The sequence below is a fragment of the Pseudomonas sp. NFIX49 genome, from assembly GCF_900115915.1.
GTDB lineage: Bacteria > Pseudomonadota > Gammaproteobacteria > Pseudomonadales > Pseudomonadaceae > Aquipseudomonas > Aquipseudomonas pharyngis.
Genome location: NZ_FOYE01000002.1, coordinates 222,915 through 248,269 on the forward strand (window position 1 = coordinate 222,915; position 25,355 = coordinate 248,269).

24 protein-coding genes and 1 pseudogene are annotated in these 25,355 nt (G+C 60.5%); 19 read left to right on the forward strand and 6 right to left on the reverse strand.

Annotated features, from left to right (window positions below; translation table 11 throughout):
• Positions 1 to 40: 40 nt before the first annotated feature.
• On the reverse strand, positions 41 to 1,390 hold the full coding sequence (locus BMZ46_RS05415; protein WP_039771403.1) for a spinster family MFS transporter: 1,350 nt from the start codon (positions 1,388 to 1,390) through the stop codon (positions 41 to 43).
• Between the two features lie 301 nt (positions 1,391 to 1,691).
• Between BMZ46_RS05415 and BMZ46_RS05420 the strand changes: the two genes are divergently transcribed.
• Entirely contained in the window at positions 1,692 to 2,045 is a 354-nt protein-coding gene (locus BMZ46_RS05420; protein ID WP_039771496.1) for a YkgJ family cysteine cluster protein, read from the forward strand.
• 163 nt (positions 2,046 to 2,208) lie between these two features.
• Positions 2,209 to 4,491, forward strand: a complete 2,283-nt coding sequence (locus BMZ46_RS05425) for a putative bifunctional diguanylate cyclase/phosphodiesterase (RefSeq protein WP_074691425.1) — start codon at positions 2,209 to 2,211, stop codon at positions 4,489 to 4,491.
• Here BMZ46_RS05425 and BMZ46_RS05430 read toward each other — a convergent pair.
• Positions 4,382 to 5,278, reverse strand: coding sequence for an NAD(P)-dependent oxidoreductase (locus BMZ46_RS05430; RefSeq protein WP_170844888.1), 897 nt, complete (start codon positions 5,276 to 5,278; stop codon positions 4,382 to 4,384). The two genes, BMZ46_RS05425 and BMZ46_RS05430, sit on opposite strands and share 110 nt — an antisense overlap.
• Before the next feature lie 197 nt (positions 5,279 to 5,475).
• Between BMZ46_RS05430 and BMZ46_RS05435 the strand changes: the two genes are divergently transcribed.
• Positions 5,476 to 7,677, forward strand: coding sequence for a hypothetical protein (locus tag BMZ46_RS05435; RefSeq protein WP_074691419.1), 2,202 nt, complete (start codon positions 5,476 to 5,478; stop codon positions 7,675 to 7,677).
• A 292-nt stretch (positions 7,678 to 7,969) separates the two neighbouring features.
• On the opposite strand, the gene BMZ46_RS05440 is transcribed toward BMZ46_RS05435, so the two are convergent.
• Positions 7,970 to 8,275 carry a DUF2288 domain-containing protein gene (locus tag BMZ46_RS05440; protein ID WP_039771396.1) on the reverse strand — a complete coding sequence of 102 codons (306 nt, stop codon included), beginning with the start codon at positions 8,273 to 8,275 and terminating at the stop codon, positions 7,970 to 7,972.
• Between the two features lie 352 nt (positions 8,276 to 8,627).
• Here BMZ46_RS05440 and BMZ46_RS05450 point away from each other — a divergent pair, with 352 nt between their 5' ends.
• From BMZ46_RS05450 to BMZ46_RS05490, 9 genes are all read left to right on the forward strand, one after another.
• Positions 8,628 to 9,755, forward strand: coding sequence for a branched-chain amino acid ABC transporter substrate-binding protein (locus tag BMZ46_RS05450; RefSeq protein ID WP_039771394.1), 1,128 nt, complete (start codon positions 8,628 to 8,630; stop codon positions 9,753 to 9,755).
• Positions 9,756 to 9,985: 230 nt separating this feature from the next.
• On the forward strand, positions 9,986 to 10,909 hold the full coding sequence (gene livH, locus BMZ46_RS05455) for a high-affinity branched-chain amino acid ABC transporter permease LivH (protein WP_007959165.1): 924 nt from the start codon (positions 9,986 to 9,988) through the stop codon (positions 10,907 to 10,909).
• The gene (locus BMZ46_RS05460) at positions 10,906 to 12,162 is read left to right on the forward strand and encodes a high-affinity branched-chain amino acid ABC transporter permease LivM (protein WP_039771392.1); all 1,257 of its coding nucleotides are present in this window, start codon (positions 10,906 to 10,908) and stop codon (positions 12,160 to 12,162) included. Before livH ends, BMZ46_RS05460 begins: the two co-directional genes overlap by 4 nt.
• Positions 12,159 to 12,926 carry a high-affinity branched-chain amino acid ABC transporter ATP-binding protein LivG gene (gene livG, locus BMZ46_RS05465; protein ID WP_007959160.1) on the forward strand — a complete coding sequence of 256 codons (768 nt, stop codon included), beginning with the start codon at positions 12,159 to 12,161 and terminating at the stop codon, positions 12,924 to 12,926. Before BMZ46_RS05460 ends, livG begins: the two co-directional genes overlap by 4 nt.
• A complete protein-coding gene (locus BMZ46_RS05470; protein WP_003222380.1) occupies positions 12,927 to 13,628 on the forward strand; it encodes an ABC transporter ATP-binding protein in 702 nt (233 codons plus the stop codon).
• Between the two features lie 157 nt (positions 13,629 to 13,785).
• Positions 13,786 to 14,091, forward strand: a complete 306-nt coding sequence (locus BMZ46_RS05475) for a BufA1 family periplasmic bufferin-type metallophore (RefSeq protein WP_011332799.1) — start codon at positions 13,786 to 13,788, stop codon at positions 14,089 to 14,091.
• A 25-nt stretch (positions 14,092 to 14,116) separates the two neighbouring features.
• Positions 14,117 to 15,004, forward strand: coding sequence for an MNIO family bufferin maturase (locus tag BMZ46_RS05480; RefSeq protein WP_074691439.1), 888 nt, complete (start codon positions 14,117 to 14,119; stop codon positions 15,002 to 15,004).
• Positions 15,001 to 15,759: an HvfC/BufC N-terminal domain-containing protein gene (locus BMZ46_RS05485; protein WP_074691418.1), complete on the forward strand. Its 759-nt coding sequence runs from the start codon at positions 15,001 to 15,003 to the stop codon at positions 15,757 to 15,759. The genes BMZ46_RS05480 and BMZ46_RS05485 overlap by 4 nt, the downstream gene beginning before the upstream one ends.
• The gene (locus BMZ46_RS05490; protein WP_064593953.1) at positions 15,756 to 16,271 is read left to right on the forward strand and encodes a DoxX family protein; all 516 of its coding nucleotides are present in this window, start codon (positions 15,756 to 15,758) and stop codon (positions 16,269 to 16,271) included. Before BMZ46_RS05485 ends, BMZ46_RS05490 begins: the two co-directional genes overlap by 4 nt.
• On the opposite strand, the gene BMZ46_RS05495 is transcribed toward BMZ46_RS05490, so the two are convergent.
• The gene (locus BMZ46_RS05495; protein WP_074691417.1) at positions 16,220 to 17,128 is read right to left on the reverse strand and encodes a LysR family transcriptional regulator; all 909 of its coding nucleotides are present in this window, start codon (positions 17,126 to 17,128) and stop codon (positions 16,220 to 16,222) included. The two genes, BMZ46_RS05490 and BMZ46_RS05495, sit on opposite strands and share 52 nt — an antisense overlap.
• 103 nt (positions 17,129 to 17,231) lie before the next feature.
• Between BMZ46_RS05495 and BMZ46_RS05500 the strand changes: the two genes are divergently transcribed.
• From BMZ46_RS05500 to BMZ46_RS05510, 3 genes are all read left to right on the forward strand, one after another.
• On the forward strand, positions 17,232 to 17,831 hold the full coding sequence (locus BMZ46_RS05500) for a short chain dehydrogenase (RefSeq protein ID WP_074691416.1): 600 nt from the start codon (positions 17,232 to 17,234) through the stop codon (positions 17,829 to 17,831).
• Between the two features lie 59 nt (positions 17,832 to 17,890).
• A complete protein-coding gene (locus tag BMZ46_RS05505) occupies positions 17,891 to 18,544 on the forward strand; it encodes a COG3650 family protein (RefSeq protein ID WP_074691415.1) in 654 nt (217 codons plus the stop codon).
• Between the two features lie 95 nt (positions 18,545 to 18,639).
• A complete protein-coding gene (locus BMZ46_RS05510) occupies positions 18,640 to 20,253 on the forward strand; it encodes an NAD(P)/FAD-dependent oxidoreductase (protein ID WP_074691414.1) in 1,614 nt (537 codons plus the stop codon).
• A gap of 66 nt (positions 20,254 to 20,319) precedes the next feature.
• On the opposite strand, the gene BMZ46_RS05515 is transcribed toward BMZ46_RS05510, so the two are convergent.
• Positions 20,320 to 21,414: a PLP-dependent cysteine synthase family protein gene (locus BMZ46_RS05515; protein WP_074691413.1), complete on the reverse strand. Its 1,095-nt coding sequence runs from the start codon at positions 21,412 to 21,414 to the stop codon at positions 20,320 to 20,322.
• Between the two features lie 246 nt (positions 21,415 to 21,660).
• On the opposite strand from BMZ46_RS05515, the gene nhaA reads away from it, so the two are divergent.
• The 3 genes and pseudogenes from nhaA (at position 21,661) to BMZ46_RS05530 (ending at position 24,420) form a co-directional block, all read left to right on the forward strand.
• On the forward strand, positions 21,661 to 22,845 hold the full coding sequence (nhaA, locus tag BMZ46_RS05520) for a Na+/H+ antiporter NhaA (protein ID WP_074691409.1): 1,185 nt from the start codon (positions 21,661 to 21,663) through the stop codon (positions 22,843 to 22,845).
• 119 nt (positions 22,846 to 22,964) lie between these two features.
• Positions 22,965 to 24,150: pseudogene (locus BMZ46_RS05525) on the forward strand (S-type pyocin domain-containing protein).
• Positions 24,151 to 24,168: 18 nt separating this feature from the next.
• Positions 24,169 to 24,420 (forward strand): pyocin S6 family toxin immunity protein, encoded by a 252-nt coding sequence (locus tag BMZ46_RS05530; protein ID WP_039771372.1) that lies wholly within the window; start codon positions 24,169 to 24,171, stop codon positions 24,418 to 24,420.
• A 63-nt stretch (positions 24,421 to 24,483) separates the two neighbouring features.
• Here the strand turns inward: BMZ46_RS05530 and BMZ46_RS05535 are convergent, their stop codons facing one another.
• Positions 24,484 to 24,948: an outer membrane lipoprotein gene (locus tag BMZ46_RS05535; RefSeq protein WP_007969461.1), complete on the reverse strand. Its 465-nt coding sequence runs from the start codon at positions 24,946 to 24,948 to the stop codon at positions 24,484 to 24,486.
• 166 nt (positions 24,949 to 25,114) lie between these two features.
• Between BMZ46_RS05535 and BMZ46_RS05540 the strand changes: the two genes are divergently transcribed.
• A complete protein-coding gene (locus BMZ46_RS05540; RefSeq protein ID WP_007959143.1) occupies positions 25,115 to 25,351 on the forward strand; it encodes a hypothetical protein in 237 nt (78 codons plus the stop codon).
• Positions 25,352 to 25,355 lie beyond the last annotated feature (4 nt).

The window sequence follows — 25,355 nt, forward strand, 5'->3', positions numbered from 1 at the left end:
TCCCACGCAGAGCGTGGGAACGATCAGGCGATGCAGGTCATCAAGCGGTAACGGCCTGACTCTGCGGCTCAACCACCGCCACCATCCCGTCCTTCATCCGCTTCGCATCCCGCACAAAACAGCGCGAGGCGAGGAACAGGAACACCATGGTCAGGAACAGCGCCACCGGAATCAGGTACATCGCATCATGCAGGCCGACGGCCTTGAAGGCTTCGGTCATCTGCTCGGCGCCCGCCGAGGCCATCGCCGACTTGGCGAAGTGATCCGACAAACCACCGACCACCACCGGGCCCAAGCCGCCACCGAGCAAATACAACCCGGCAAAGAACAGCGCCATCGCCGTGGCCCGCAGACGCGGTTCAACCACGTCCTGAATCGCCGTGTACACACAGGTGTAGAAGTTGTAGGCGAACAGCCAGCCAACGCTGAACACAGCGACAAACACCCCGATCTCGATGCGCCCGGCATGCAGCGCCCACGCCGTGCACAGGGTCGAGATGATCAGGCTGAACGCGGCAAACAGCAGTCGCCCGTTAGCCACCCGCTGGTGAATCTTGTCGGCGATCCAGCCACCGAGGGTCAGGCCGATCAATCCGGTCACACCGACGATCACCCCGGTCGCCACCGCCGCGTCCTGCAACGGCATCAGGAAATAACGCTGGAGCATCGGCACCAGGAACGAGTTGCAGGCGTAGGTCGCGAAGTTGAAGCACAGCCCGGCCATCACCAGCCACAGGAAGGTCGGCACGGCGAGGACTCGGCGGATCGGTTTGTCGACTTTCTCTTGCGACACCTGCACGGTTTCCGCCGCACCGCGCTTGGGTTCCTTGATGAAGAACATGAACACCGCCAGTACCAGCCCCGGCACGGCGGCGATGAAGAACGGCGCGCGCCAGCTGTCGAACGCCTTGACCATCCAGCCGATGGTGAAGAAGGCCAGCAGCAGCCCCAGCGGCAGGCCGAGCATGAAAATGCCCATGGCCCGGGCCCGGCGATGGGCCGGGAACAGATCGCCGATCAGCGAGTTGGCGGCGGGCGCGTAACTGGCTTCACCAATGCCGATGCCCATGCGCACCAGCAGGAAGCTCCAGAAACTGCCGACCAGACCGTTGACCGCCGTCAGCGCGCTCCAGGTCGCCAGGCCCCAGCCCATCAGTTTGCTGCGCGAACCGGTGTCGGCCAGGCGGCCCAGTGGTAATCCGGCAATCGCGTAAACCAGAGTGAACGCGGTGCCGACGATCCCCAGCTGGAAGTCGCTGAGGTGCCACTCCATGCGGATCGGCTCGATGATGATCGCCGGGATGGTGCGATCGAAGAAGTTGAACAGGTTGGCAAGGAACAGCAGGAACAGAATGCGCCAGGCATTCGCCGCTTGGGTCGAGTTCTGCATGGGTCCGTCTCTTTATTGTTATTAGGGCTTCACTGCCAACGCATCGAGCCCGGAACCTGCAATCTAGTCACGCTCGTCGGGGCTGTCTGTGATCATTCGCAAGCCTGATGACGGGCCATGGCCGTGTAACGAAACGTAAGCCCTTGAAATGCTTCGAATCCCCCGAAAACCGGGGGTTTTGCAGAAAAATCCGGCAATGAAAAAATACTTTCACGCCCCCCTTCCCAACGCCGTGGCGAAGCCTAGAATGGCCGCCGGATCCGTCCGGATCCTGCCGATCAACCCCTTTGATATCCCGCCCATGTCCGAAGTCAGTCCGTGTCTGAATTGCGGTGCCTGCTGTTCCCATTTTCGTGTGTCATTTTTCTGGGGTGAATGCGCATCCTCCGGCGGGACCGTGCCCGATGAACTGGTCACCCAGATCACGCCCAGCCGGGTCGCGATGATCGGCACCGACCGCAAGGCGCCGCGCTGCACCGCGCTGGAGGGCGAAGTCGGAACAGCCGTGAGTTGCACGATCTACGACAAGCGTTCCAGCCCCTGCCGGGAGTTCGAAGCGTCGTGGGAAAACGGCGAACAGAATACCGACTGCGACAAGGCACGTGCCCGTTTCGGCCTGCCACCGCTGCAACCGCACTGGAACGAAGTCGCCTGAATTCAGGCGCTTCAACGCTTAGAGCCAAACGCTATGACGCTAATGCCGAAATCGTTAGCGCCAATGTGCCACTACCGCTTGCACGGCAAAAACCGCCTCTATACTGCAAACATTCGCCTGCGTTGATGACGCAGTAAGGACGTATTCAGAGACGGGGCATGCTATGGAGTGGCTTGGTTTGCAATTTGTTGCCGAGCAGCCGGAGAGCGGGCAGCTCATCCTCAATTGCACACACAATCCCCTGTTGGTGCTGGTGGCCTATCTGGTTGCCTGCGCCGCGAGTTTTGCCACCCTCGACATGGCCGAACGGGTCGTCCACGCTGAAGAGCCCGGTTCGCAACGCCTGTGGCGCTGGATCGGCGCAACCTGCCTGGCCGGCGGCATCTGGGCCATGCACTTCATCAGCATGCTGGCGTTCCAGGCGCCGATCGACATTCAGTACGACCTGCCCGTGACCCTGTTTTCTCTGGTGATCGCGTTATTGGCGTCCTGGCTGGCGATGCACACCCTCAGCCATCCGCAGCCGAGTCTGCTGCAATACCTCAAGACCGCCATCGTCATCGGCCTCGGCATCGCCGGCATGCACTACGTCGGCATGGCCGCCATCGAATCCGCCGCCACGGCCTACTACGAGCCCACCCTGTTCCTGTCGTCGATCGTGATCGCCATCGGCGCCAGCTTCGCGGCGTTGTGGGTCGCCGGCAACTTGCGCGAAGGCAGTGGCCTGCACATCCAGATGCTCAAATACCTGGCCGCGCTGATTCTCGGCGCCGGCATCCTCAGCATGCATTTCACCGGCATGGCGGCGCTGCAACTGGTGCTGCCCGAGGGGCAATTGCCGACCCTGGCGTCGCAATCCAGTCACTTGCAGTTGGGCCTCACCGTCGCCCTGATCACATTGCTGATCCTGGGCAGCGCAATCAGCGCCGCGCTGGCCGACAAGAAGCTGCAGAACAAGGAACACGATCTGCGCCGGGTCAACGCCCTGCTCAGCCAGCTCGATCAGGCGCGCATGTCGCTGCAGCACGTGGCCAACTACGACGCCCTGACCAACCTGATCAACCGGCGCGGCTTCAATCAGATCTTCGCTGAAAAACTCAGCCAGAAAACCAGCGAAGGCGGGATGCTGGCGGTGATGTTTCTCGACATCGACCACTTCAAACGCATCAACGACAGCCTCGGCCATGACGCCGGCGACGAACTGCTCAAGGTCATCGCCCAGCACATCAAGGGCTCGGTGCGCAGCCATGAAGACGTGGTGGCGCGATTCGGCGGCGACGAGTTCTGCATCCTCATCGGCCTGCGCGACCGCGAAGAAGCGCGCAATCTGGCCCAGCGCATCATGCTCAAGATGAAAGAACCGATCGAACTGGCCGGACGACGCATGGTGATGACCACCAGCATCGGCATCAGCCTGTTTCCCGAGGACGGCTCGACCTGCGATGAACTGCTCAAGCATGCGGATCTGGCGCTGTACCAGTCCAAAGGCGCCGGGCGCAACGGCGTGCACTTTTTCGATTCCAACCTGAAAAACCGCGCCAGCCTCGAACTGCAACTGGAGGAAGAACTGCGCCACGCGCTGCGTCAGGAGAACGGTCTGTTGCTGTATTACCAGCCGATCTTCGAACTCAAGACCGGCAAGGTCACCAAGCTCGAAGCGCTGATCCGCTGGCAGCATCCGGTACACGGCCTGCTCACCCCGGATCGCTTCATTGCCATCGCCGAAAACAACGGCCTGATTGCCGAGCTCGACAACTGGGTCCTGCGCAAAGCCTGTGAAGATCTCGGCGAGCTGTCGCGCCATGGCTGTGAAGAGCTGAAGATCGCCTGGAACTGCTCACCGCTGAATCTGGCCCGGGAAGAACTGGCCAATGAAATCGAGCACGCCTTGCGCAGCGCCGGGGTCGCCCCGGAACGGCTGGAACTGGAGGTCACCGAAAACGCCTTGATGGGCAACATCGCCAATACCCTGGTGCTGCTGCGGCAGATCCGCGCCCTCGGCGTGTCATTGTCGATCGACGACTTCGGCACCGGCTATTCGTCGCTGGCCTATCTCAAGCGCCTGCCGCTCAACACCCTGAAGGTCGACCGCTCGTTCATCCTCGACATTCCCAAGGCCACCGCCGACATGGAAATCGTCCAGGCGATCATCGTCATGGCGCACACTCTGCATTTGCAGGTGGTCACCGAAGGCGTCGAAAGCCTGGAGCAATACGAGTTTCTTGAGCGCTCGGGCTGCGACTTCATTCAGGGCTACCTGCTCAGCCGCCCGGTGCCACTGGCCGAACTGCGCCCGGTGCTGGAGGAAATCAACCAGCGCAAACACGCGCACGTGCTCAATCCGCTGAGTCTGGCGCGCGGTACATTTGCACCAGTGTCGCTGGATCCTTCTGCAAAAAACCTTGTGCCCCATGCAGGCGCATCAGTTGTGCGGCCAATCCGCTGATCGGTGTGGCCGAGCCGGTTTCCCGGGAAAATTTCACCGCGGTATCCAGATCCTTGAGCAGCGTGCGCACGTGCCACTTCACCGGTTCGAAAAGGCTTTCGGCCATTTGCGGGGCGAGGATCTGCAACGGTTTCGAATCGGCAAAACCACCGGCCAGCGCTTCGGCAATCAGGCTGGCATCGACCCCGGCCTGCTCGGCCAGCGCCACCACTTCGGCGATCACCAAAGCGTTGCAGGCGACGATCATCTGATTGCAGGCCTTGGTTACCTGACCGGCGCCGACGCCACCCATGTGCGTGACGCGCTGCCCGAGTTCGAGCAGTACCGGTCGTACGCGATCAAGATCCGCTGCATCACCGCCCACCATGATCGCCAGGCTGCCGGCCTCGGCCCCGACCACCCCGCCGGACACCGGCGAATCGAGCCAGGCCATGCCTGCCTTGTCGGCCAGTTCGGCGGCCATTTCACGGGTGGCCGTCGGTTCAAGGCTGGAAAAATCCACCAGCAACTGACCGGGTTTCGCCCCCTCAGCCACGCCGGCCGGACCGAACACCACTTCGCGCACCACCGCCGTGTCGGCCAGGCACAGCATCACCACGTCAGCCTGTGCACAGAGTTCAGCGGGGGTCGCCACCTGCCGGGCGCCGGCCTCAACCAACGGCGCGCATTTGGCCGGGTTGCGGTTCCACACGGTCAGCGAATAACCGGCGGCCAGCAGACGGCGGCACATCGGCAGGCCCATCAGGCCGATTCCGGCAAATCCCAACGAAGGTCGCGTTGACATCATTTAGCCTCCTTTTGATTAAAGATCGCCGAATAATGGCCGATCCATCATCAATCAGGAAAGGATTCCCCCGCGCGACACTCAGGCCATAACCCTGACGCACGGGCCAAATACGCGCAGAAAAAAGACGCGAGATTCCCATTCCGTGAGGCTCGACGACAGCGGTCGTTGATCCAACCAGTCCAGGTATATGGCGCACAATGACTTCTAAAAACAATCCGGCCACTGCGGTATCCGATCTGACTCTGAGCCCTGCGGCGAACAGCCCTGCCCCGATGAAGCCATTGCCACCCTCGCGCCCGCTGGGTACCCAGCAATACCTGTACTTCACCGAAACCAACACAGACCGCATCCTCGACAACCTCGATGGCCTGCGTGACCTGGTGTTCCCGCGCCCGCCGCACCTGGAAGGCGACAACGAACAGCACAACGATCAGGAATTCCCGTCGGTGTGCCTGATCGGCCTCGGTCGCTGCGGCTCCAACATCGCCCTCGATGTGGCGGAGCTGGTGTACAACGCGCGCAAGTTCTACCTCAACGAATTCAACAACGAGGATCGCCCTTCGAGCGATCGTCGCTTGGCCGACAAGGGCTACAGCCCGGCCCAGTGGATCAAGACCAACCTGCGGATCGGCCCGAACAAGGGCAGCAAACCGGTGTTCCTGGTGGAACCGCTGGTGATGCTCGGCGACCTCGACAAGGACATCGCCGGACGCATCCGTTTCTCGCGCAAGGGCGAAAAAAGCGGTTTCCTGCGCGACTACAGCAAGATGAAGATCATGGACTTGTCGGAAGTCCACGCCGGTGGCGCCGGTAACGCGCCGATCCTCGGCCAGTACCTGGCGAAGATCATCCTCAACAAGGACACCCAGCGTTTCTCCAGCCCCGACTGGAAAATGATCCACTCGTACCTGATCGACAGCTGCGGCATCAAGGCCAACCAGTCGCGCCTGTATTTCTCGATCTTCAGTGCCGGCGGTGGTACCGGTTCGGGCATGGCCTCGGAATTCGGCCTGGCCCAGCAGCACTCGTACATGAACAAGACGTTCGACACCAAGCCGATGGACGAGCATGACGGCAAGAGCGGTCATTCCTTCGTGTTCGAACCGATCTTCACCAGCGGCATCTGCGTGCTGCCGAACATTTCCGATCACCGCAGCGAAATGTCCGAGGCGCTGCACATCAACGCCGGTCGTCTGCTGTGCAAATACCTCTCGGAAGAATGGGATTTCTCGTACAACTTCGCCAACGAAGACAGCAGCGAAGCCAGCGTCATGGGCCGTATCCGCCCATGGAACGCGATGATGCTGATTTCCAACGACATCATGCGTTACGCCGAAGAGAGCGATGACGGCAACATCCAGAACATTGATGTCAATGCGATGGAGAAGCACGCCAACCAATACATCTCGCAGCAGATCTTCAACATTCTGACGGCCCAGGCGGTCACGACCGACTACGACCAGAACTATTTCCGTCGCGCCGGCATCGACATCGGCGAGACCATTCGCCTGGACGCCAACGACCTGTTCATGAGTCTGGCCGGCCCGGTGGCGATTGCCTACGCCGAATCCGTGGTGCCGGAAACCCCGCCGCCGAGCAGCGACAAGTTCAAGGTGTTCGACAAAGAGCCGCAGCGCCTGAACATCGACGACCTGTTCTTCCGCTCGATCGACCTGCCGCACTTCAATAAAGTGACCCAGGCCATCGAAGGCATCAGCCTGTTGCCGATCGAGTCCAAGCGTTATCGCGCCTCGCTTGAGCAGTACAAGAATTCCGGTTACGACGCGGCCGCGCTGCACGACCTGCACTTCTTCAAGAACTGCTCGTCGGTGGTCTCGATCGTTTCGCTGCCGAAAGACTACAAGCTGTCGTACATGGACCTGAACCGGTTGAAGACTCACCTCAACAGCCTGTTCCCCAACACCACGCTCAAGCGTTATGCGCTGGTGATCGGTGCGTCCGCCAACTTGTCGCTGACCACCCTTATCGCCAAGAGTCCGTGCCTGTCGGACGACTTCCTGACGCTGATCGTGGCGTTCATCAAGCGTTGCTTCGCCAAGACCCCGTACCGATTCGACGAGACCTTGGACAATTCGATCCTCGATTTCATCATTCAGGAAGAGTTCGATGAGGACCGCATCGACGACCTGCTCAACGAATTCGAGAACCCGGCGAAGATCCTCGATACCAACTGGTACGCGATCAAGCCGATGTATGAGAAGAAGTACCGCGAACTGATCAACGACAAAGAGAAGTTTGTCTCGATCAATGACATTCGCCTGTCGCGCGATTGCGTGAAGAAGTCGATCAAGTACCTGCGCGAGATCTACCGTCACCGGATCGGCAAGACCAAGGTTATTTCCCTTAATAACCATACTGGCAAGTCTTACTCGGTCTGACACCAGATCGAGGCGCCCCCATCGCGAGCAGGCTCGCTCCCACAATGGAATGCATTTCCTGTGGGAGCGAGCCTGCTCGCGATAAGGCGCTCAAATTCCCGGTTTATTCAGTTTTTCCAACATCCCGAAACAATTAAGCAGCCGTCAGGCTGCTCACTGAACTGTGCCCGTTACGTTTACGTCACCGTTATGCCACCCCCGCCTGTGGCATTTCTCTACGGCAATCGGCCATCACGCTACTCCGCTACACACTTTTTGCCGTTCAGCGCTCGCACCAACAAGGTGCAACCCGTCAGGTCGCTGCCCTTTCCTGGATCAGGATCCACGGCCGGACTACCACCGCCCACATCTCGGGATCACGCTCGAAGATATCCAGCGCCCGCGTTTCAGACAGCTTGGCGACCTTGTCTTCGGCCAGCCAGGCAGCGACTTTCTCGCCCTGATCCGACGCCACGGCCTCGGCGACCGCGATCAAATCCAGGCCGGCGTCGACCCACAATAGGGCACCCTGGGCATAGAAGCGCTCCAACTCTTTCCAGGTAATAGATGCGGTTTCACCAAGCAGCTTGGCATAGAGGGTGCTAGGTTCTTGATTCATGGGACTGTCCGGAAAAGAAATCGGCGCGAATGATAACGTCGGTGGTCCGGCAGAAAAACCCGGTTGCAAAAGGCCGTACCGAACGAAAAGAGCAGGAACGCCAAGGAATGCTGATGATTGGGGCATAAGCCCTCTGAACGTCCCGCCGCAATTCTGTCTTTTTCTTTCATTAAAGCGACACCCTCAGGTTTTGCCCCCTGGCGCCAGCTTCCCAGGCCAACAACCGGCGCTCTACACTGTACCGGTACAGTTGCCGGGGGCTTTTCCGGAGGGTATCGCCCAGATATCTGTCCCGGTTCTGCTGCTACGGCGTCAGGACTCTAAAAAAATACAACAGTAAGAGTGGAGCACTATGACTAAGGCTACTAAGCAGATTTCCAAACTGTTTGCCGCTATGGTTCTGGCCGGGGTTGCCAGCCATTCGTTCGCAGCTGACACCATCAAGATCGGTATCGCCGGCCCTAAAACCGGTCCAGTAGCCCAGTACGGCGACATGCAGTTCAGTGGCGCGAAAATGGCCATCGAACAGATCAACGCCAAGGGCGGCGTCGACGGCAAGAAGCTCGAAGCCGTTGAATACGATGACGCCTGCGATCCCAAACAAGCGGTAGCGGTCGCGAACAAGGTCGTCAACGACGGCGTCAAATTCGTGGTCGGTCACCTGTGCTCCAGCTCCACCCAGCCTGCTTCGGACATCTACGAAGACGAAGGCGTGATCATGATCACTCCGGCTGCCACCAGCCCGGACATCACCAACCGTGGTTACAAAATGGTCTTCCGCACCATCGGTCTGGACAGCGCCCAGGGCCCTGCCGCCGGTAACTACATTGCCGATCACGTGAAGCCGAAAATCGTCGGCGTGCTGCACGACAAGCAGCAGTACGGTGAAGGCATCGCCACCGCCGTCAAATCCACCCTCGAGAAGAAAGGCACCAAGGTTGCCGTGTTCGAAGGCGTCAACGCCGGCGACAAGGACTTCTCCGCGATCATCGCCAAGCTCAAGCAAGCCAACGTCGACTTCGTCTACTACGGCGGCTACCACCCGGAGCTGGGCCTGATCCTGCGTCAAGCCCAGGAAAAAGGCCTGAAAGCCAAATTCATGGGTCCGGAAGGCGTGGGTAACGACTCGATCACCCAGATCGCCAAGGACGCCTCCGAAGGCCTGCTGGTGACCCTGCCGAAGTCCTTCGACCAGGATCCGGCCAACGTGGCCCTGGCCGATGCATTCAAGGCCAAGAAAGAAGACCCGAGCGGTCCGTTCGTGTTCCCGTCCTACTCGGCCGTTGAAGTGATTGCCGAAGGTATCAAGGCTGCCAAGTCCGAAGATGCTGCCAAGGTGGCTGAAGCCATCCACAAAGGCACCTTCAAGACACCTACCGGCGACCTGAGCTTCGACGACAAGGGCGACCTGAAGGACTTCAAATTCGTGGTTTACGAGTGGCACAACGGCAAACCTAAAACCGAAGTGTCGCCTCAGTAAGGCGCTGCCTGACTGACTGCCAATAAAGCCCACGGCGTGCCGTGGGCTTTGTTTTACGAATGTATTGGGCCGCGCTGGCGTGATCCGCCAGTCTCCCACCTGAAAATCTCAAAACCGTCATCAGCGGTTCGCTGGCAAAACCCGGATTCGAAGTGGATAAAGATCCACGGGACCGGGCGGGAAAATGACTCCACCAGTGAAATGCGTATCAGGTTTTTAGGAGCGCTGTAATGCCTGACATCTATCACTTCTTCCAACAGCTGGTTAACGGCTTGAACGTTGGCAGCATGTATGCCCTGATCGCCATCGGCTACACGATGGTCTACGGCATCATTGGAATGATCAACTTCGCCCACGGCGAGGTGTACATGATCGGTTCCTACGTGGCGTTCATCGCCATCGCCGGGCTGACCATGATGGGACTCGAAAGCGTCCCGCTGCTGATGACCGTGGCGTTCATCGCCAGCATCGTCGTCACCAGTTCCTACGGTTACAGCATCGAACGCATTGCCTACCGCCCGTTGCGCGGCAGCAACCGTCTGATCCCGCTGATTTCCGCGATCGGTATGTCGATCTTCCTGCAGAACACGGTTCTGCTGGCGCAAGACTCCAAGGACAAAGCAATCCCCAACCTGATTCCGGGCAACTTCGCCTTCGGCCCGGGTGGCGCACATGAAGTGCTGATTTCCTACATGCAAATCGTGGTGTTCGTGGTGACCCTGATCGCCATGCTCGGCCTCACGCTGTTCATCTCCCGCTCTCGCCTGGGCCGCGCCTGCCGCGCCTGCGCCGAAGACATCAAGATGGCCAACCTGCTGGGCATCAACACCAACAACATCATCGCCCTGACCTTCGTCATCGGTGCTGCGCTGGCGGCCGTCGCGGCCGTGCTGCTGAGCATGCAATACGGCGTGATCAACCCGAACGCCGGTTTCCTCGTCGGCCTCAAGGCCTTCACCGCCGCAGTACTGGGCGGGATCGGCAGCATCCCCGGCGCCATGCTCGGCGGGCTGGTGCTCGGGGTGGCGGAAGCCTTTGGCGCCGATATCTTCGGTGACCAGTACAAGGACGTCGTGGCTTTCGGCTTGTTGGTTCTGGTGCTGTTGTTCCGTCCGACCGGCATTCTGGGCCGTCCGGAGGTTGAGAAAGTATGACTAGGAATCTTAAACAGGCGCTGTTCAGCGCCTTGCTGGTCTGGGCCGTGGCCTATCCGGTACTGGGTCTGAAACTGACCATCGTCGGCATCAACCTGGAAGTGCACAACACCAGCCCGGCCATTCTGGCGACCATCGCCATCTGCTCGGTGCTGATGTTCCTGCGAGTGCTGTTCAACCAGCAGATCAGCAAGGCGTGGCGTTCTTCGCCTGGCATGCCGCTGATCCCGGCCAAGGCCAGCAACTTCCTGACCCTGCCTTCCACCCAGCGCTACTTCATCATCGCGCTGATCATCGGTGCGCTGGTGTGGCCGTTCTTCGGCTCCCGCGGCGCAGTGGATATCGCGACGCTGATCCTGATCTACGTGATGCTCGGCCTGGGCCTGAACATCGTGGTCGGTCTGGCCGGTCTGCTCGACCTGGGTTACGTCGGTTTCTACGCCGTCGGCGCCTACAGCTACGCGTTGCTGTCGCACTACTACGGCCTGAGCTTCTGGATCTGCCTGCCGATTGCCGGTCTGATGGCGGCGACGTTCGGCTTCCTGCTCGGCTTCCCGGTGTTGCGTCTGCGCGGCGACTACCTGGCGATCGTGACCCTCGGTTTCGGGGAAATCATCCGCCTGTTCCTGCGTAACCTGACCGACATCACCGGCGGCCCGAACGGCATCAGCAACATCGAGAAACCGACGTTCTTCGGCCTGACCTTCGAACGCAAGGCTGCGGAAGGCCTGCAAACCTTCCACGAGTATTTCGGCCTGCAATACAACTCGATCAACAAGGTGATCTTCCTCTACCTGGTTGCCCTGCTGCTGGCGCTGGCGGCGCTGTTCATCATCAACCGCCTGCTGCGCATGCCGATCGGCCGTGCGTGGGAAGCACTGCGTGAAGATGAAATCGCCTGCCGCGCGCTGGGTCTCAACCCGACCGTGATCAAGCTCTCGGCGTTCACCCTGGGCGCGAGCTTCGCCGGTTTCGCCGGCAGCTTCTTCGCCGCCCGTCAGGGTCTGGTGACGCCGGAATCGTTCACCTTCATCGAGTCCGCCATCATCCTCGCCATCGTGGTGCTGGGTGGCATGGGCTCGCAGTTGGGCGTGATTCTCGCGGCCGTGGTGATGATCCTGCTGCCGGAAATGATGCGTGAGTTCAGTGAGTACCGCATGTTGATGTTCGGCGCCCTGATGGTGCTGATGATGATCTGGCGACCTCAAGGTCTGCTGCCCATGCAACGTCCTCACATGGAGCTGCGCAAATGAGCCGCGAGATCCTGAAAGTCGAAAATCTGAGCATGCGCTTCGGCGGCCTGCTGGCGGTCAACGGCGTGGCCCTGACCGTGAAGGAAAAACAGGTGGTGGCACTGATCGGGCCGAACGGCGCCGGCAAGACCACCGTGTTCAACTGCCTGACCGGTTTCTACCAGCCATCGGGCGGCAGCATCCTGCTGGACGGCGAGCCGATCCACGGCCTGCCGGGCCACAAGATCGCCCTCAAAGGCGTGGTGCGCACCTTCCAGAACGTGCGCCTGTTCAAGGACATGACGGCGGTCGAGAATCTGTTGATCGCCCAGCACCGTCACCTGAACACCAACTTCCTGTCCGGCCTGTTCAAGACCCCGGCGTTTCGCAAGAGCGAGCGCGAGGCCATGGAGTTCGCCGAGTACTGGCTGGAAAAGGTCAACCTGAAAGAGTTCGCCAACCGCCCCGCCGGCACCCTGGCCTACGGTCAGCAGCGTCGTCTGGAAATCGCCCGCTGCATGATGACCCGTCCGCGGATCCTCATGCTCGACGAACCGGCCGCCGGCCTGAACCCGAAGGAAACCGAAGACCTCAAGGCGCTGATCAGCGTGCTGCGTGAAGAGCACAACGTGACCGTGCTGCTGATCGAACACGACATGAAACTGGTCATGAGCATTTCCGACCACATCGTCGTAATCAACCAGGGCACGCCCCTGGCCGACGGCACGCCGGAACAGATCCGCGACAATCCTGAAGTGATCAAAGCCTACCTGGGGGAAGCGTAAATGCTGCAGTTCGAAAACGTTTCCACCTTCTACGGCAAGATCCAGGCGCTGCACAGCGTCAACGTCGAAGTCCGCCAGGGCGAGATCGTGACCCTGATCGGCGCCAACGGTGCCGGCAAGTCCACGCTGCTGATGACGCTGTGCGGTTCGCCGCAGGCCCACAGCGGCAGCATCCGCTACATGGGTGAGGAACTGGTCGGCCAGGACTCGTCGCAAATCATGCGCAAGAGCATCGCCGTGGTGCCGGAAGGTCGTCGGGTGTTTGCCCGTCTGACCGTCGAAGAAAACCTGTCCATGGGCGGATTCTTCACCGACAAGGGCGACTATCAGGAACAGATGGACAAGGTTCTCGGACTTTTCCCACGCCTGAAAGAACGCTTCAACCAGCGCGGCGGCACCATGTCCGGCGGCGAACAGCAAATGCTCGCCATCGGCCGTGCGCTGATGAGCAAGCCGAAACTGCTGTTGCTCGACGAACCGTCGCTGGGCCTGGCCCCGATCATCATCCAGCAGATCTTCGACATCATCGAACAGCTGCGCAAGGACGGTGTGACGGTGTTCCTGGTCGAACAGAACGCCAACCAGGCGCTGAAAATCGCTGACCGTGCGTACGTTCTGGAGAACGGCCGGGTGGTGATGCAAGGCACCGGAGAAGCGCTGCTGACCGACCCGAAAGTACGCGAGGCGTACCTCGGCGGTTGATGGATCGCTTCAAACAGAAAACGGCCTTCGGGCCGTTTTTTTTGTGCCCGGCAAAAAACTTTTACCGATCGCTGTAACGCATCGCCGAGTCGTTTCTCTAGTGGGGCAAGCAAGCGCAATCGCTTGTTCAAACCCAAGTTCAAACCGGAGAAACATCATGACTGCTACCACCCGCACCCTGTCCGCCACCGCCCTGGTTCTGGCCCTCGGTTCCGCCCTGAGCATCGCTGCCGTCTCCACCGCCCACGCCGCTGACGACAACATGGAAAAATGCTTCGGCGTGGCCATGAAAGGCAAGAACGATTGCGCCGCAGGCGCGGGCACCACCTGTGCCGGCACCGCGAAAATGGATCATCAGGCCAACGCCTGGAAGCTGGTTCCGAAAGGCACCTGCACCACCACCGAAAGCAAAACCTCGCCGACCGGTTTCGGTCAGCTCGAAGCGTTCAAAGCCAAGTCCTGATCCGGGAGCCGCCCGAGTGTCGATCATGATCACATCCCGCGACCATGCCTTGCGCCGCACTCGGGCAGCCCTCACCGGGCTCCCGTCCCGTGCCGGGCTGGGGCTCAAGAGCGAGCACTTCAGCGAAGTGCTCGATTCACGTCCGGACATCGGATTCTTTGAAGTCCACGCCGAAAACTACATGGTGGCCGGCGGCCCGTTTCACCATTTTCTGGGTTTGATCCGCGACGCGTATCCGCTGTCGTTGCATGGGGTCGGGCTGTCCATCGGGGCCGAAGGCCCGCTGGATGTCCAGCACCTCAAACGCCTGGCCGCGCTGATCGAGCGCTATCAACCCCACTCCTTTTCCGAACACCTGGCCTGGTCGAGCCATGGCCCGGTGTTCCTTAATGACCTGCTGCCCCTGGCTTACGACACGCCGACGCTGAACCGCGTCTGCGACCACATCGACCAGGTACAAAGCACCCTCAAACGTCCGATGCTGCTGGAAAACCCGGCGACCTACCTGGCATTCGAGCGCTCGACAATCGACGAAGCGGACTTCATCCGCGAAGTCATCCGGCGTACTGGCTGCGGGCTGTTGCTGGACGTGAACAATGTCTACGTCTCGTGCATCAACCATCAACGCGATCCCCTGGCTTACCTCGATGCACTGCCGCTGCACGCGGTGGGCGAGATACATCTGGCCGGGTTTGCCGAAGATGCCGACAGCCTCGGTGATCGTTTGCTGATCGACGATCACGGCGCGCCAATCGATCAAGCGGTCTGGTCGTTGTACCGGCAAGCGCTGGAACGTGTCGGCCCGGTGGCGACGCTGATCGAACGGGACAATCAGGTGCCGGCCCTCAACGTGCTGTTGGCCGAAGCGCATCAGGCCGATGAGCTGTTGCTGTGCGCGGGAGGTCGGCCATGAGCACTCAAGCCGCATTCAGCGCAGCGTTGCTCGATATCGACCTGCCCTGCCCCGAGGGTTTGTGCAGTGCCAACGGCGCCGATCCGGCCAGCCGTTTCGCGGTGTACCGCAACAACGTGCAGGGTTCGTTGATCAATGCACTGGCCGACAGTTATCCCGTGGTGATGCAGCTGGTGGGGGACGAATTCTTCCGGGCCATGGCCGGAATTTTCGTGCAAAGCCATCCGCCACACAGTCCGTTGATGAGTGACTACGGCAGTGAGCTGGCGGATTTCATCAGCGGCTTCGAACCAGCCTCGAGCGTTCCCTATCTGGCCGACGTCGCAAGGCTGGAACGCCTGCGTACGCTGGCCTATCACGCGGCCGATGCGTTGCCTCTGAGTCAGGAGCGGATCGCTGCCGTATTCGCAGATGCCGATGCGCTGAATGAACTGCGCATTGGCCTGCACCCTTCGCTGTATCTGCTCGATTCAAACTTCGCCGTGGTGGACATCTGGGCCGCGCATCAGCACGACGCGACCCTGGCCGGGATCGATCTCAATCACGCCCAACACGCGCTGATCCTGCGCAACGGACTGGAGGTCGAGGTGTTCGCCGTGGAGCTCGGCGCCAGCCAGTTCATTCGCCAGCTCAAGGCCGGTCTGTCACTGACCCGGGCACTGGAATCCGCCGAGGCCTTCGACCTCAGCCAGACCCTCGCCCTGCTGATCAGTCGCCAAGTCATCACTCATTTCCATCCAAAGGTGTCGTCATGAACAGCCTCATTGTCCGCGCCATCGCGCTGCTGGAAAAAATCCCCCACAGTCTGATCGCTTTCATCGCGCGTTTTTCCATCGCGGCGGTGTTCTGGAAATCCGGGCAGACCAAGGTCGAAGGGCTGGCCGTCGACCTGATCGATGGCACCTTCGAGTTCGGCTGGCCGCGTCTGGCCGACTCGACGATTCCACTGTTCAAGAGCGAATACCATGTGCCGCTGCTGTCGCCGGAAATCGCCGCGCATCTGGCAGCGTTCGCCGAACACTTTTTCCCGATCCTGATCCTCATCGGCTTCGCCACGCGCTTTTCGGCGTTGGCATTGCTGGGCATGACCCTGACCATTCAGCTGTTCGTGTATCCGGATGCCTACCCGACCCACGGCACCTGGATGGCGGTGTTGCTGTACCTGATGGCGACCGGACCGGGCAAAGTGTCGATCGATCACCTGATCGCCCGGCACTACAACCGGTCCAGCGCCTCGCCGCTGAGCTTGAACCAGCCGATCAGATAATCCGCCAGCACCTGAGTGCGTTTCGGTAACCCGCCCTGATACGGGTGCACCAGGTACATCGGCATGCGTCGAGTCTGAAAATCGCGCAGGAGCCAGTGCAATCGGCCGTCAGCCAATTCCGCCTGCAGCAGATAGGAAGGCAGGCGGGCAATACCGGCGCCAGCCAGAGCGGCTTTCTTCAACAGGTTGTAGTGATTGCTGGCGAACGGCCCCGACACCCGCACCCGCAGCAGTTCGTGCTGCTGGTGATAAAGCCATTCCTCGCGACCGCTGTAGTGACTGTTGAGCAGGCAACGGTGTTCGGCCAGCGCCTGCGGCGTCAGCGGCTCACCAAAGCGCTCCAGATATTCAGGGCTGGCGCAGGTCATTTCCTGCCAGGCCAGCAACGGCCTGGCCACCAGTCGCTCGTCATTGGCCACTTCGGTGCGGATCGCCAGATCGAAACCTTCGCGGGACAGGTCTCGGTAGCTGTTGCTCAGCTCCAGTTCGATCTGCACTTCAGGGTATTTCCGGGAAAACTCCAGCAGCAGACCGTCGAAGAAGGTTTCCCCCAGCGACACCGGAACCGTCATACGCACCGGGCCGGCCATGTCGTCCTTCAATCGCGCCAAAGCCTGACGCGCCCGCTCCACCTGGACTACAAGTGCCTGAGCCTGTGGCAATAACGCCGCGCCGGCCGCTGTCAGGCTCAGCCGACGCGTGGTGCGTTGCAGCAACACCACGGAAAACCGCGCCTCCAGCTGACTGATGCGCTTGGACAACTGTCCCTTGCTGCATCCCAGTTGCTGCGCCGCCAGGGTAAAACTGCCGGCTTCGATCAACACTGCGAACGCCGCCAGATCATCCATCTCGCTCATGGATTGTTTCCATTTGAAAACCAAAGGTTGCCCATTAGTGCGCTTATCCGCAGAAAAAACCACTCTAGACTGAAACCTCGTTCAATCACTTGAGGCAATCACGATGAAAATTCTGTTGATCGGCGCGGGCGGCACCATCGGTTCGGCCGTGGACAAAGAGCTGTCGCAGCGTCATGAAGTCATTCGCATCGGTCGCAGCAGCGGCGATTTGCAGGTGGATATCAGCGACAGCGCATCGATCCGCAAGCTGTTCGAACAGACCGGCAAGTTCGACGCGCTGGTCTGCGCCGCCGGCAACGTGACCTTCGCCCCGCTGGGTGACATGACCGAAGACAGCTTCACCCTCGGCCTGAAGGACAAGTTGATGGGCCAGGTCAATCTGCTGCTGATCGGCCGCGAATTCGCCAACGACGGCGCCTCGTTCACCTTCACCACCGGCGTACTCAGTCACGATCCGATCCGCAGCGGCGCGTCGGCTGCACTGGTAAACGGCGCGCTGGACAGCTTCGTGCGGGCCGCCGCCATCGAACTGCCACGCGGTCTGCGCGTGAACTCGATCAGCCCGACCGTGCTGGTCGAAGCCATGGGCAGCTACGCCCCGTACTTCCGTGGCTACAAGCCGGTTCCTGCGGCGGATGTGGCATTGGCCTACGCCAAAAGTGTCGAAGGCTTGCAGACAGGTCAGACATTTCACGTGGGCTAAACCCTTGTGATGAACGGTCAGCCTGCGTAACGTGGCGGCACTTGTCTGGAGAGCCGAAGATGCGTGTTGCCCGTTCCCTGATCGTTGTTGCCCTGCTCCCGTTGTTTGCCGCGTGCCAGTTGTTCGATGGGGCGCGGGAAAGCGCCTCCCACGTCGGCCAGACGCGGATGCAGGGGCAACTGACCGCTGCCGACGGCAAACTGGTGTTCCAGGCCTGCGGCGAGCAGCGCCAATACGTAGTCAATGACATCGGCGACACCAGCGTCCTGCAAGAGGCCGCCACGCTGGCCGATGAGCAGGGCAAACTGTTCGCCGACGTACGCGGAAAGATCGCCGGCGACCGCCTCGACCTGACCCAGCTTTATCGCGTCGAACGCTCCGGCACTGCCTGCGATGATCCCAACTTCAAACAGCTGATCCTGCGCGCCGCCGGCCATGGCCCGGAATGGAACGTCAAGGTCAGCGGCAAGGGCCTGGTCATCGACCGCGAAGGCCAGCCACCGCTCGCCGTGCCTTACGTCGAAGAACAATTGGGCGATGGCCGCTTCAACCTCAGCAGCGAAGCCAACAACCAGCGCATCGAACTGTGGGTGGCGCCGCAGCGCTGTGTCGACAGCAGCACCGGCAGCGTGCAGCACATGAGCGCCGAGCTGCGTATCGACGGCAAGGTGCAGCGTGGTTGCGGGTATTTCGGCGGTTCGCGTAACGACTGATCGTTTTACCCTCACGGGATCCGGCCGATGCGGCTTATAATCGCCGCCTTCAAACGCCCTGGCGCAGTTGTGCGCCCCGCGAACCGGATCCTGTCATGTTACGAATCACCGAACTCAAGCTGCCGATCGACCATCCCGACGAAGACCTGCGCGCTGCCATCGTGCAACGCCTGGGCATTGCCAGCGATGACCTGCTCGATTTCACCTTGTTCAAGCGCAGCTACGATGCGCGCAAAAAGTCCTCCGAACTGTGCTTCATCTACACCATCGACCTCGAAGTGCGCGACGAGGCCAAAGTGTTGGGCAAGTTCGCCGACGACCGTAACGTCAACGTGGCGCCGGATGTCAGCTACAAATTCGTCGGCCAGGCGCCGAGCGACCTGAGCCAGCGCCCGATCGTGGTCGGTTTCGGTCCGTGCGGGATCTTCGCCGGCCTGCTGCTGGCGCAGATGGGCTTCAAGCCGATCATCCTCGAACGCGGCACCGAAGTGCGCCAGCGCACCAAGGACACCTGGGGCCTGTGGCGCAAAAGCGTGCTCAACCCCGAGTCCAATGTGCAGTTCGGCGAAGGCGGCGCGGGCACGTTCTCCGACGGCAAGCTGTACAGCCAGATCAAGGATCCGAAATTCCTCGGCCGTAAAGTCCTGCACGAGTTCGTCAAGGCCGGCGCGCCGGAAGAAATCCTCTACGTCAGCAAACCGCACATCGGAACGTTCCGTCTGACCGGCATGGTCGAGACCATGCGCGAAGAAATCCGCGCCCTCGGCGGTGAAGTGCGCTTCCAGGAACGCGTCACCGACGTGCTGATCGAAGACGGCCAACTGGTCGGCGTCGAGCTGGCCAGCGGCGAAATCCTGCATTCGAAACACGTGGTCCTGGCCCTCGGCCACAGTGCCCGCGACACCTTCCGCATGCTCCACAGCCGTGGCGTGTTCATGGAAGCCAAGCCGTTCTCGGTGGGTTTTCGCATCGAACACCCGCAGTCGCTGATCGACCGTGCGCGCCTCGGCAAGTACGCCGGCCACCCCAAGTTGGGCGCCGCCGACTACAAACTGGTGCACCACGCCAGGAACGGCCGTTCGGTCTACAGCTTCTGCATGTGCCCGGGCGGCACCGTGGTGGCGGCGACCTCCGAGCCGAACCGCGTGGTCACCAACGGCATGAGCCAGTACTCGCGTAATGAGCGCAACGCAAACTCCGGCATCGTCGTCGGCATCACTCCTGAAGTCGATTATCCGGGCGGCCCGCTGGCCGGGATCGAGTTGCAGGAACGTCTGGAGTCCCACGCCTTCATCCTCGGCGGCAGCGACTACAAGGCGCCGGCGCAACTGGTCGGCGACTTCATCAACGACATTCCTTCGACCGAACTGGGCGAAGTTGAGCCGTCGTACAAACCGGGCGTTGCCTTGGGCGATCTGGCCCTTGCCCTGCCGGACTTCGCCATCGAAGCGATCCGCGAAGCACTGCCAGCGTTCGAGAAGCAGATACGCGGTTATTCGCTGCACGATGCGGTGCTGACCGGGATCGAGACGCGTACCTCGTCGCCGCTGCGCATCACGCGAAACGAGACGCTGCAGAGCATGAACGTCAAAGGTCTGTTCCCGGCCGGTGAAGGCGCGGGTTATGCGGGCGGGATTCTGTCGGCGGGTGTTGACGGGATTCGGATTGCGGAAGCCGTGGCGCGTGACATTCTCGGTCTGAAAGACTGATCCGCACCACCTGAAACACTGTAAAAACCTGTGGGAGCAAATTCGCTCCCACAGTCGTTTTCAGCGTCAGATATTGGCACGCAGAACCGAGGCCGGCAGCGCCTCACCCTGCTCGGCACTCGCCGCCACGGCCGCCATCAATCCATCCAGTTCATAGCCTTGCGCCTTGAGCCACGCCTGATCGTAATACGTATCCGCATAGCGCTCGCCGCCATCGCACAGGATCGCCACGATCGAGCCCGACTCCCCCGCTGCTTTCATCTGCTGCGCCGCCATCAGCGCGCCGATCAGGTTGGTGCCGCTCGACCCGCCCACATGGCGGCCCAGACGCTGCGCCAGGTAATGCATGGCCGCCAGCGACAAGGCGTCCGGCACCTTGACCATCGCATCGATCACCTTCGGCAGGAACGACGCTTCTACCCGCGGCCGGCCGATCCCTTCGATCCGCGAACCGTGGTCCAGACGCAGGCTGGCATCACCGCTCTGGTAAAAGTCGAAGAACACCGAACGCTCGGCATCGGCGCACAGCACGCGGGTGCAGTGCTGGCGATAACGTACGTAACGCCCGAGGGTCGCGGTGGTGCCGCCGGTGCCGGGGCTGGAAATCAGCCAGGCCGGGCACGGGTGCTGCTCGTAGCGCATCTGCTGGAAGATCGACTCGGCGATGTTGTTGTTCGCCCGCCAGTCGGTGGCGCGTTCGGCGTAGGTGAACTGGTCGATGAAGTGCCCGTCGTGTTCGCGGGCCAGGCGTTCGGATTCGGCGTAGATCTGGGTCGGATCGTCCACCAGATGACTCTGGCCACCGTAGAAGGCGATCTGCGCAATCTTTTCCTTGGAAGTGGTCGCCGGCATCACCGCAATGAACGGCAGGCCGAGCATCCGTGCGAAGTATGCTTCGGAAATCGCCGTCGAACCGCTGGAGGCCTCGATCACCGGCGCGCCGGGCTTGAGCCAGCCGTTACACAAGGCGTAGAGAAACAGCGAACGGGCCAGCCGATGCTTGAGGCTGCCGGTCGGGTGGCTGGACTCGTCCTTGAAATACAACTCGATGCCCGGAAAACCCGGCAGCGGCAAGGGGATCAGGTGGGTGTCGGCGCTGCGCTGGAAGTCCGCTTCGATGATCCGGATGGCTTCGCGGGCCCACTGTCGGTTGTCGCTCATGGCTGTCGTTCTCGTTGAATCGGGCAGAAGTGCCTTTACAGGCTCAGCCCCCAAGCTTAGGAAAAAACCTACGGCACCGACAGATACAGCTGAACTTCAATCCCTTGGGCAACTGCTAGGCTCTCCTGCACGTGGGGGCCGATGCCTGTAACCATATATAACAAAAAAGAATATAACTTTTGTTTTAACAACTAACGGTACGGGTTAGGGTGTGCCACCTTTTGACTTTATCGATGGAGAGCGACCTTGCCTCTGCGTAGCACTTTCACGCGTTTCTTTCAGTTGGAAGCTGCCAGCGGTCTGTTATTGATCGCCGCGGCCATCCTGGCTCTGATCATCAACAACTCGCCGCTGTCGTGGTTGTACAACGGCCTGCTCGACACCCCGGTGGTGGCGCAGATCGGCGCATTAAAAATCGCCAAGCCTCTGCTGCTGTGGATCAACGACGGCCTGATGGCGCTGTTCTTCCTGCTGATCGGCCTGGAAGTGAAGCGCGAAGTCCTCGACGGTCAGTTGTCCAAGCCGTCGCAGATCGTCCTGCCCGGCGCGGCGGCCATCGGCGGCATGCTGGTGCCGGCGCTGATCTACTGGTTTCTCAACCGTGACAATCCCGCAGCCCTGGATGGCTGGGCGATTCCGACCGCCACCGACATCGCCTTCGCCCTTGGCGTACTGGCCTTGCTCGGCAAGCGCGTGCCGGTGTCGCTGAAGCTGTTCCTGATGACCCTGGCAATCATCGATGACCTCGGTGCCATCGTGATCATTGCGATCTTCTACTCCGGTGAGCTCTCGACCCTGTCGCTGGGCCTGGCGGCCGCCTGCATCGCGGCGCTGGTGGCGATGAACCGGCTCGGCGTGGTCAAGCTCGGGCCGTACATGATCATCGGTCTGATCCTCTGGGTCTGCGTGCTCAAGAGCGGTGTCCATGCGACGCTGGCCGGTGTGACCCTGGCGTTCTGCATCCCGCTGCGCACCAAGAATGCCGAGCCTTCGCCGCTGCTGACCCTCGAACACGCGCTGCACCCGTGGGTCGCCTACGGCATTCTGCCGCTGTTCGCCTTCGCCAACGCCGGCCTGTCGCTGACCGGCGTGACCGCCGAAAGCTTCACCCACCACGTCCCGATGGGCATCGCCGTCGGCCTGCTGCTGGGCAAGACTCTCGGCGTGTTCGGCCTGACCTGGCTCGCCGTAAAAATCGGCATCGCCGCCCTGCCCCACGGCGCCAACTGGGGCCAGGTGCTGGGCGTGGCGATCCTCTGCGGGATCGGCTTCACCATGAGCCTGTTTGTCGGCTCCCTCGCCTTCGTGCCGGGCGCCAGTGAATACGCCGGGATGGACCGGATGGGCATTCTCACCGGGTCGGTGTTTGCGGCATTGATCGGTTATGCGGTGACATTGGCGGCGAGCAGAAAGAACAGCGCGCTGCGATAGCCGTAGCGAACAATCCCCACGTCTTTAGAGATACGTCCTACAGCCACGATTTTCCTGCTTCGTTAACGTCGTGCAGCCCCTTGCGAGGGGTTGCCGATGCATGAACGAAAGGACAATTAGTGGCTGGTCAAAAGGACATTCCCCGGGTTCCCAACCCACCGGCAGGCGACGGGCATCACGTTACCTACCGCTACATGACGGCCACCGAACTAGCCGATCAGCAAGAACGACAAGACAAGTACGACGCCATGCTAGCGAGGCAGGACGCCTTCGAGCGTAGCCGTGAGGTGGCGGCGAACAAGCCTGAGCCGGTGCGCGGGCTGCGTATTTGCCAAGTCCTGCAAGTTGCCGGACGCGATCATCGATTACTCGAATCCTTCGGGGATGGTGCCGACTGACAGCCTGAAGGATTACGGCGAGCTGATTTTGCTCGGTGGCCGGGAAGCCGATGGCAGCGGCGGGGTTGAGCTCAAGAAAATCAGCGGCACCGCCATTCCTGCGGGGCTGGGCACTTTTTCCCTTGCCGGTGAGGCGTTCAAGGCATTGCCCGCGATGGCCTCCGCCGCTGTCATCAGTCCGTTGCTCGGGCTGGTGGCGATGTTCGTGCCCTCGAACCTGGGCGACAGCGCGCTCTATACCGAAGACCAGTTGCTCGCCCTCAAACAGGCCCGAACCCGTGTGCGCTTGCGCGTTGAACAGCAGGCCGATGGCAGCCTTAAGGGCTACGGCTTCTACACCGGCAAGAATCGCGATTGGGAGATGGTTGATGTTGTGCAGTTCGCTGCACGCGATAGCCGGTTTGTCGCAGACCTTGGTGAAGGTGTTGAGCTGGTCTGGACGCCTGCCGTGGATGGTTCCGACATTCTTGGTATTCCGGAACTGGAGGCTGCTCCGCAGGCGCCGCATATCTGGGTGTACCCGCCGACGAAAGCGGCGGACGGGATTCTGGTGAATCCGGTTTATCCGCCGGAGTATCGGGATTTCATATTGGTGTTTCCGGCGGAGTCCGGGGTTAAGCCGCTGTACATTGTTGTCAGCAAACCTGGAGACCATAAGTACTACGATGATCCCGAAACACTTCCTGCGTTCCCCGACACTCAAAGGGTGAAGTCAAAGGCCTCAGTACGAGGTGGTGGGAAAAAGAGAGCCCGCTGGCTTGATGGAAAAGGCCGGATATATGAATGGGACTCCAAAACCGGCGCTATTGAGCTGTACGACAAGCTGGGAATTCATTTGGGAGAATTCAATCATTTGACCGGAGAGCGAACAAAAAAAGCAAAGCCAGGCAGAACGACTCCCAAATAACTCACTAAAGAGAAAGAGATGCGCTATTTATCGATCACCGGATTTTTCCCCGATGAGAAACAGGATGACTCGTTGCAATTCGAGCTTAAGGTCAAAGACTACGGATTGAGCCAAGCGTTAGCGCAAATCACTGAATCCAAACCACTTGAGGAAATAGAACCAGGAGAGCTGGAGATGACAGAGAGTCAGGTCAGACAGGCAGCTGAGCTACTTAAAGTCGACTTTCCGCAAGGCTTGGAATACTTCATTGGTACTCGTGCGAGCTCGTGAACATATAAAGAAAAACCCCGACCAGTCACCTGATCGGGGTTTTCTTTTACCGCTCGTTTGCGATTAGTGCGAAACGCGGCTGGTCCCGCCAACGGTCGAAATCCGTACCCGCTCACCCACGCGGAACACTTCATTCTCCTGCACTTGCTGCACATAGGCGCGCATGCTGCCGTCGTCTTCACGTACGGTGATTTCAACACCTTGGGTGCGGGTCAGGCCTTCTTCGGTGGCCGAACCGATCAGGCCGCCGGCCACGGCACCGATAACGGCTGCAACGATGCTGCCTTTGCCGCCGCCGATCGCGCTGCCACCGACGCCGCCAACCACTGCACCGGCAGCGCCGCCGATCGGGGTCTTGGTGCCTTCAATTTTCACCGGACGCAGGGATTCGATGGTGCCCATGCGAATCGTCTGCACGCGACGCGCTTCGTCACGGGAGTAGGAGTCACCGGTCAGGCTCGACTGGCAGCCGGTCAGCAACATCGCCATCGTGGAAAAGGAAGCAACCAGCAGAACAGACTTACGCATAGCATCAACTCCAAAGGACAGGTATTCATTAAACTCCGCAGCTTGACGCCTGTCACGGCGTCGCCCGGATTAAGTTGCTTTCATTCAGGCCCGGTACAGGCGCCCGCGAACTCACCCAACAGTAGCGCCAAATTCCATTTCCTGCGCCGCCGACCCAAGGATTTCCATGGATTACTTCATCATTGTCGTCACCACAGCCGCCGGCCTGTACTTTCATTGGTGGCTGTATGTGCGGATCAAACGCTGGATGGATCGCGATCTGGCATTGTCACTGGCCGGCAAGGATGAAGGCAAACGCGCCTTCATGCTCGAACGGCTGAAGCAGGCTCAGGCGCAGAAGATCAAGCGCCGGGACCTGCCGAAGTGGCTTGAGGCCGCTGCGGCAGGCTATCCCGCTCGGTAGACTG

Bases quoted from the DNA above. Each gene is read 5' to 3' on its own strand.
- BMZ46_RS05415 (WP_039771403.1), bottom strand. From the start codon at position 1,390: ATGCAGAACTCGACCCAAGCGGCGAATGCCTGGCGCATTCTGTTCCTG.
- BMZ46_RS05420 (WP_039771496.1), top strand. From the start codon at position 1,692: ATGTCCGAAGTCAGTCCGTGTCTGAATTGCGGTGCCTGCTGTTCCCAT.
- BMZ46_RS05425 (WP_074691425.1), top strand. From the start codon at position 2,209: ATGGAGTGGCTTGGTTTGCAATTTGTTGCCGAGCAGCCGGAGAGCGGG.
- BMZ46_RS05430 (WP_170844888.1), bottom strand. From the start codon at position 5,278: ATGATGTCAACGCGACCTTCGTTGGGATTTGCCGGAATCGGCCTGATG.
- BMZ46_RS05435 (WP_074691419.1), top strand. From the start codon at position 5,476: ATGACTTCTAAAAACAATCCGGCCACTGCGGTATCCGATCTGACTCTG.
- BMZ46_RS05440 (WP_039771396.1), bottom strand. From the start codon at position 8,275: ATGAATCAAGAACCTAGCACCCTCTATGCCAAGCTGCTTGGTGAAACC.
- BMZ46_RS05450 (WP_039771394.1), top strand. From the start codon at position 8,628: ATGACTAAGGCTACTAAGCAGATTTCCAAACTGTTTGCCGCTATGGTT.
- livH (WP_007959165.1), top strand. From the start codon at position 9,986: ATGCCTGACATCTATCACTTCTTCCAACAGCTGGTTAACGGCTTGAAC.
- BMZ46_RS05460 (WP_039771392.1), top strand. From the start codon at position 10,906: ATGACTAGGAATCTTAAACAGGCGCTGTTCAGCGCCTTGCTGGTCTGG.
- livG (WP_007959160.1), top strand. From the start codon at position 12,159: ATGAGCCGCGAGATCCTGAAAGTCGAAAATCTGAGCATGCGCTTCGGC.
- BMZ46_RS05470 (WP_003222380.1), top strand. From the start codon at position 12,927: ATGCTGCAGTTCGAAAACGTTTCCACCTTCTACGGCAAGATCCAGGCG.
- BMZ46_RS05475 (WP_011332799.1), top strand. From the start codon at position 13,786: ATGACTGCTACCACCCGCACCCTGTCCGCCACCGCCCTGGTTCTGGCC.
- BMZ46_RS05480 (WP_074691439.1), top strand. From the start codon at position 14,117: ATGATCACATCCCGCGACCATGCCTTGCGCCGCACTCGGGCAGCCCTC.
- BMZ46_RS05485 (WP_074691418.1), top strand. From the start codon at position 15,001: ATGAGCACTCAAGCCGCATTCAGCGCAGCGTTGCTCGATATCGACCTG.
- BMZ46_RS05490 (WP_064593953.1), top strand. From the start codon at position 15,756: ATGAACAGCCTCATTGTCCGCGCCATCGCGCTGCTGGAAAAAATCCCC.
- BMZ46_RS05495 (WP_074691417.1), bottom strand. From the start codon at position 17,128: ATGAGCGAGATGGATGATCTGGCGGCGTTCGCAGTGTTGATCGAAGCC.
- BMZ46_RS05500 (WP_074691416.1), top strand. From the start codon at position 17,232: ATGAAAATTCTGTTGATCGGCGCGGGCGGCACCATCGGTTCGGCCGTG.
- BMZ46_RS05505 (WP_074691415.1), top strand. From the start codon at position 17,891: ATGCGTGTTGCCCGTTCCCTGATCGTTGTTGCCCTGCTCCCGTTGTTT.
- BMZ46_RS05510 (WP_074691414.1), top strand. From the start codon at position 18,640: ATGTTACGAATCACCGAACTCAAGCTGCCGATCGACCATCCCGACGAA.
- BMZ46_RS05515 (WP_074691413.1), bottom strand. From the start codon at position 21,414: ATGAGCGACAACCGACAGTGGGCCCGCGAAGCCATCCGGATCATCGAA.
- BMZ46_RS05530 (WP_039771372.1), top strand. From the start codon at position 24,169: ATGCGCTATTTATCGATCACCGGATTTTTCCCCGATGAGAAACAGGAT.
- BMZ46_RS05535 (WP_007969461.1), bottom strand. From the start codon at position 24,948: ATGCGTAAGTCTGTTCTGCTGGTTGCTTCCTTTTCCACGATGGCGATG.
- BMZ46_RS05540 (WP_007959143.1), top strand. From the start codon at position 25,115: ATGGATTACTTCATCATTGTCGTCACCACAGCCGCCGGCCTGTACTTT.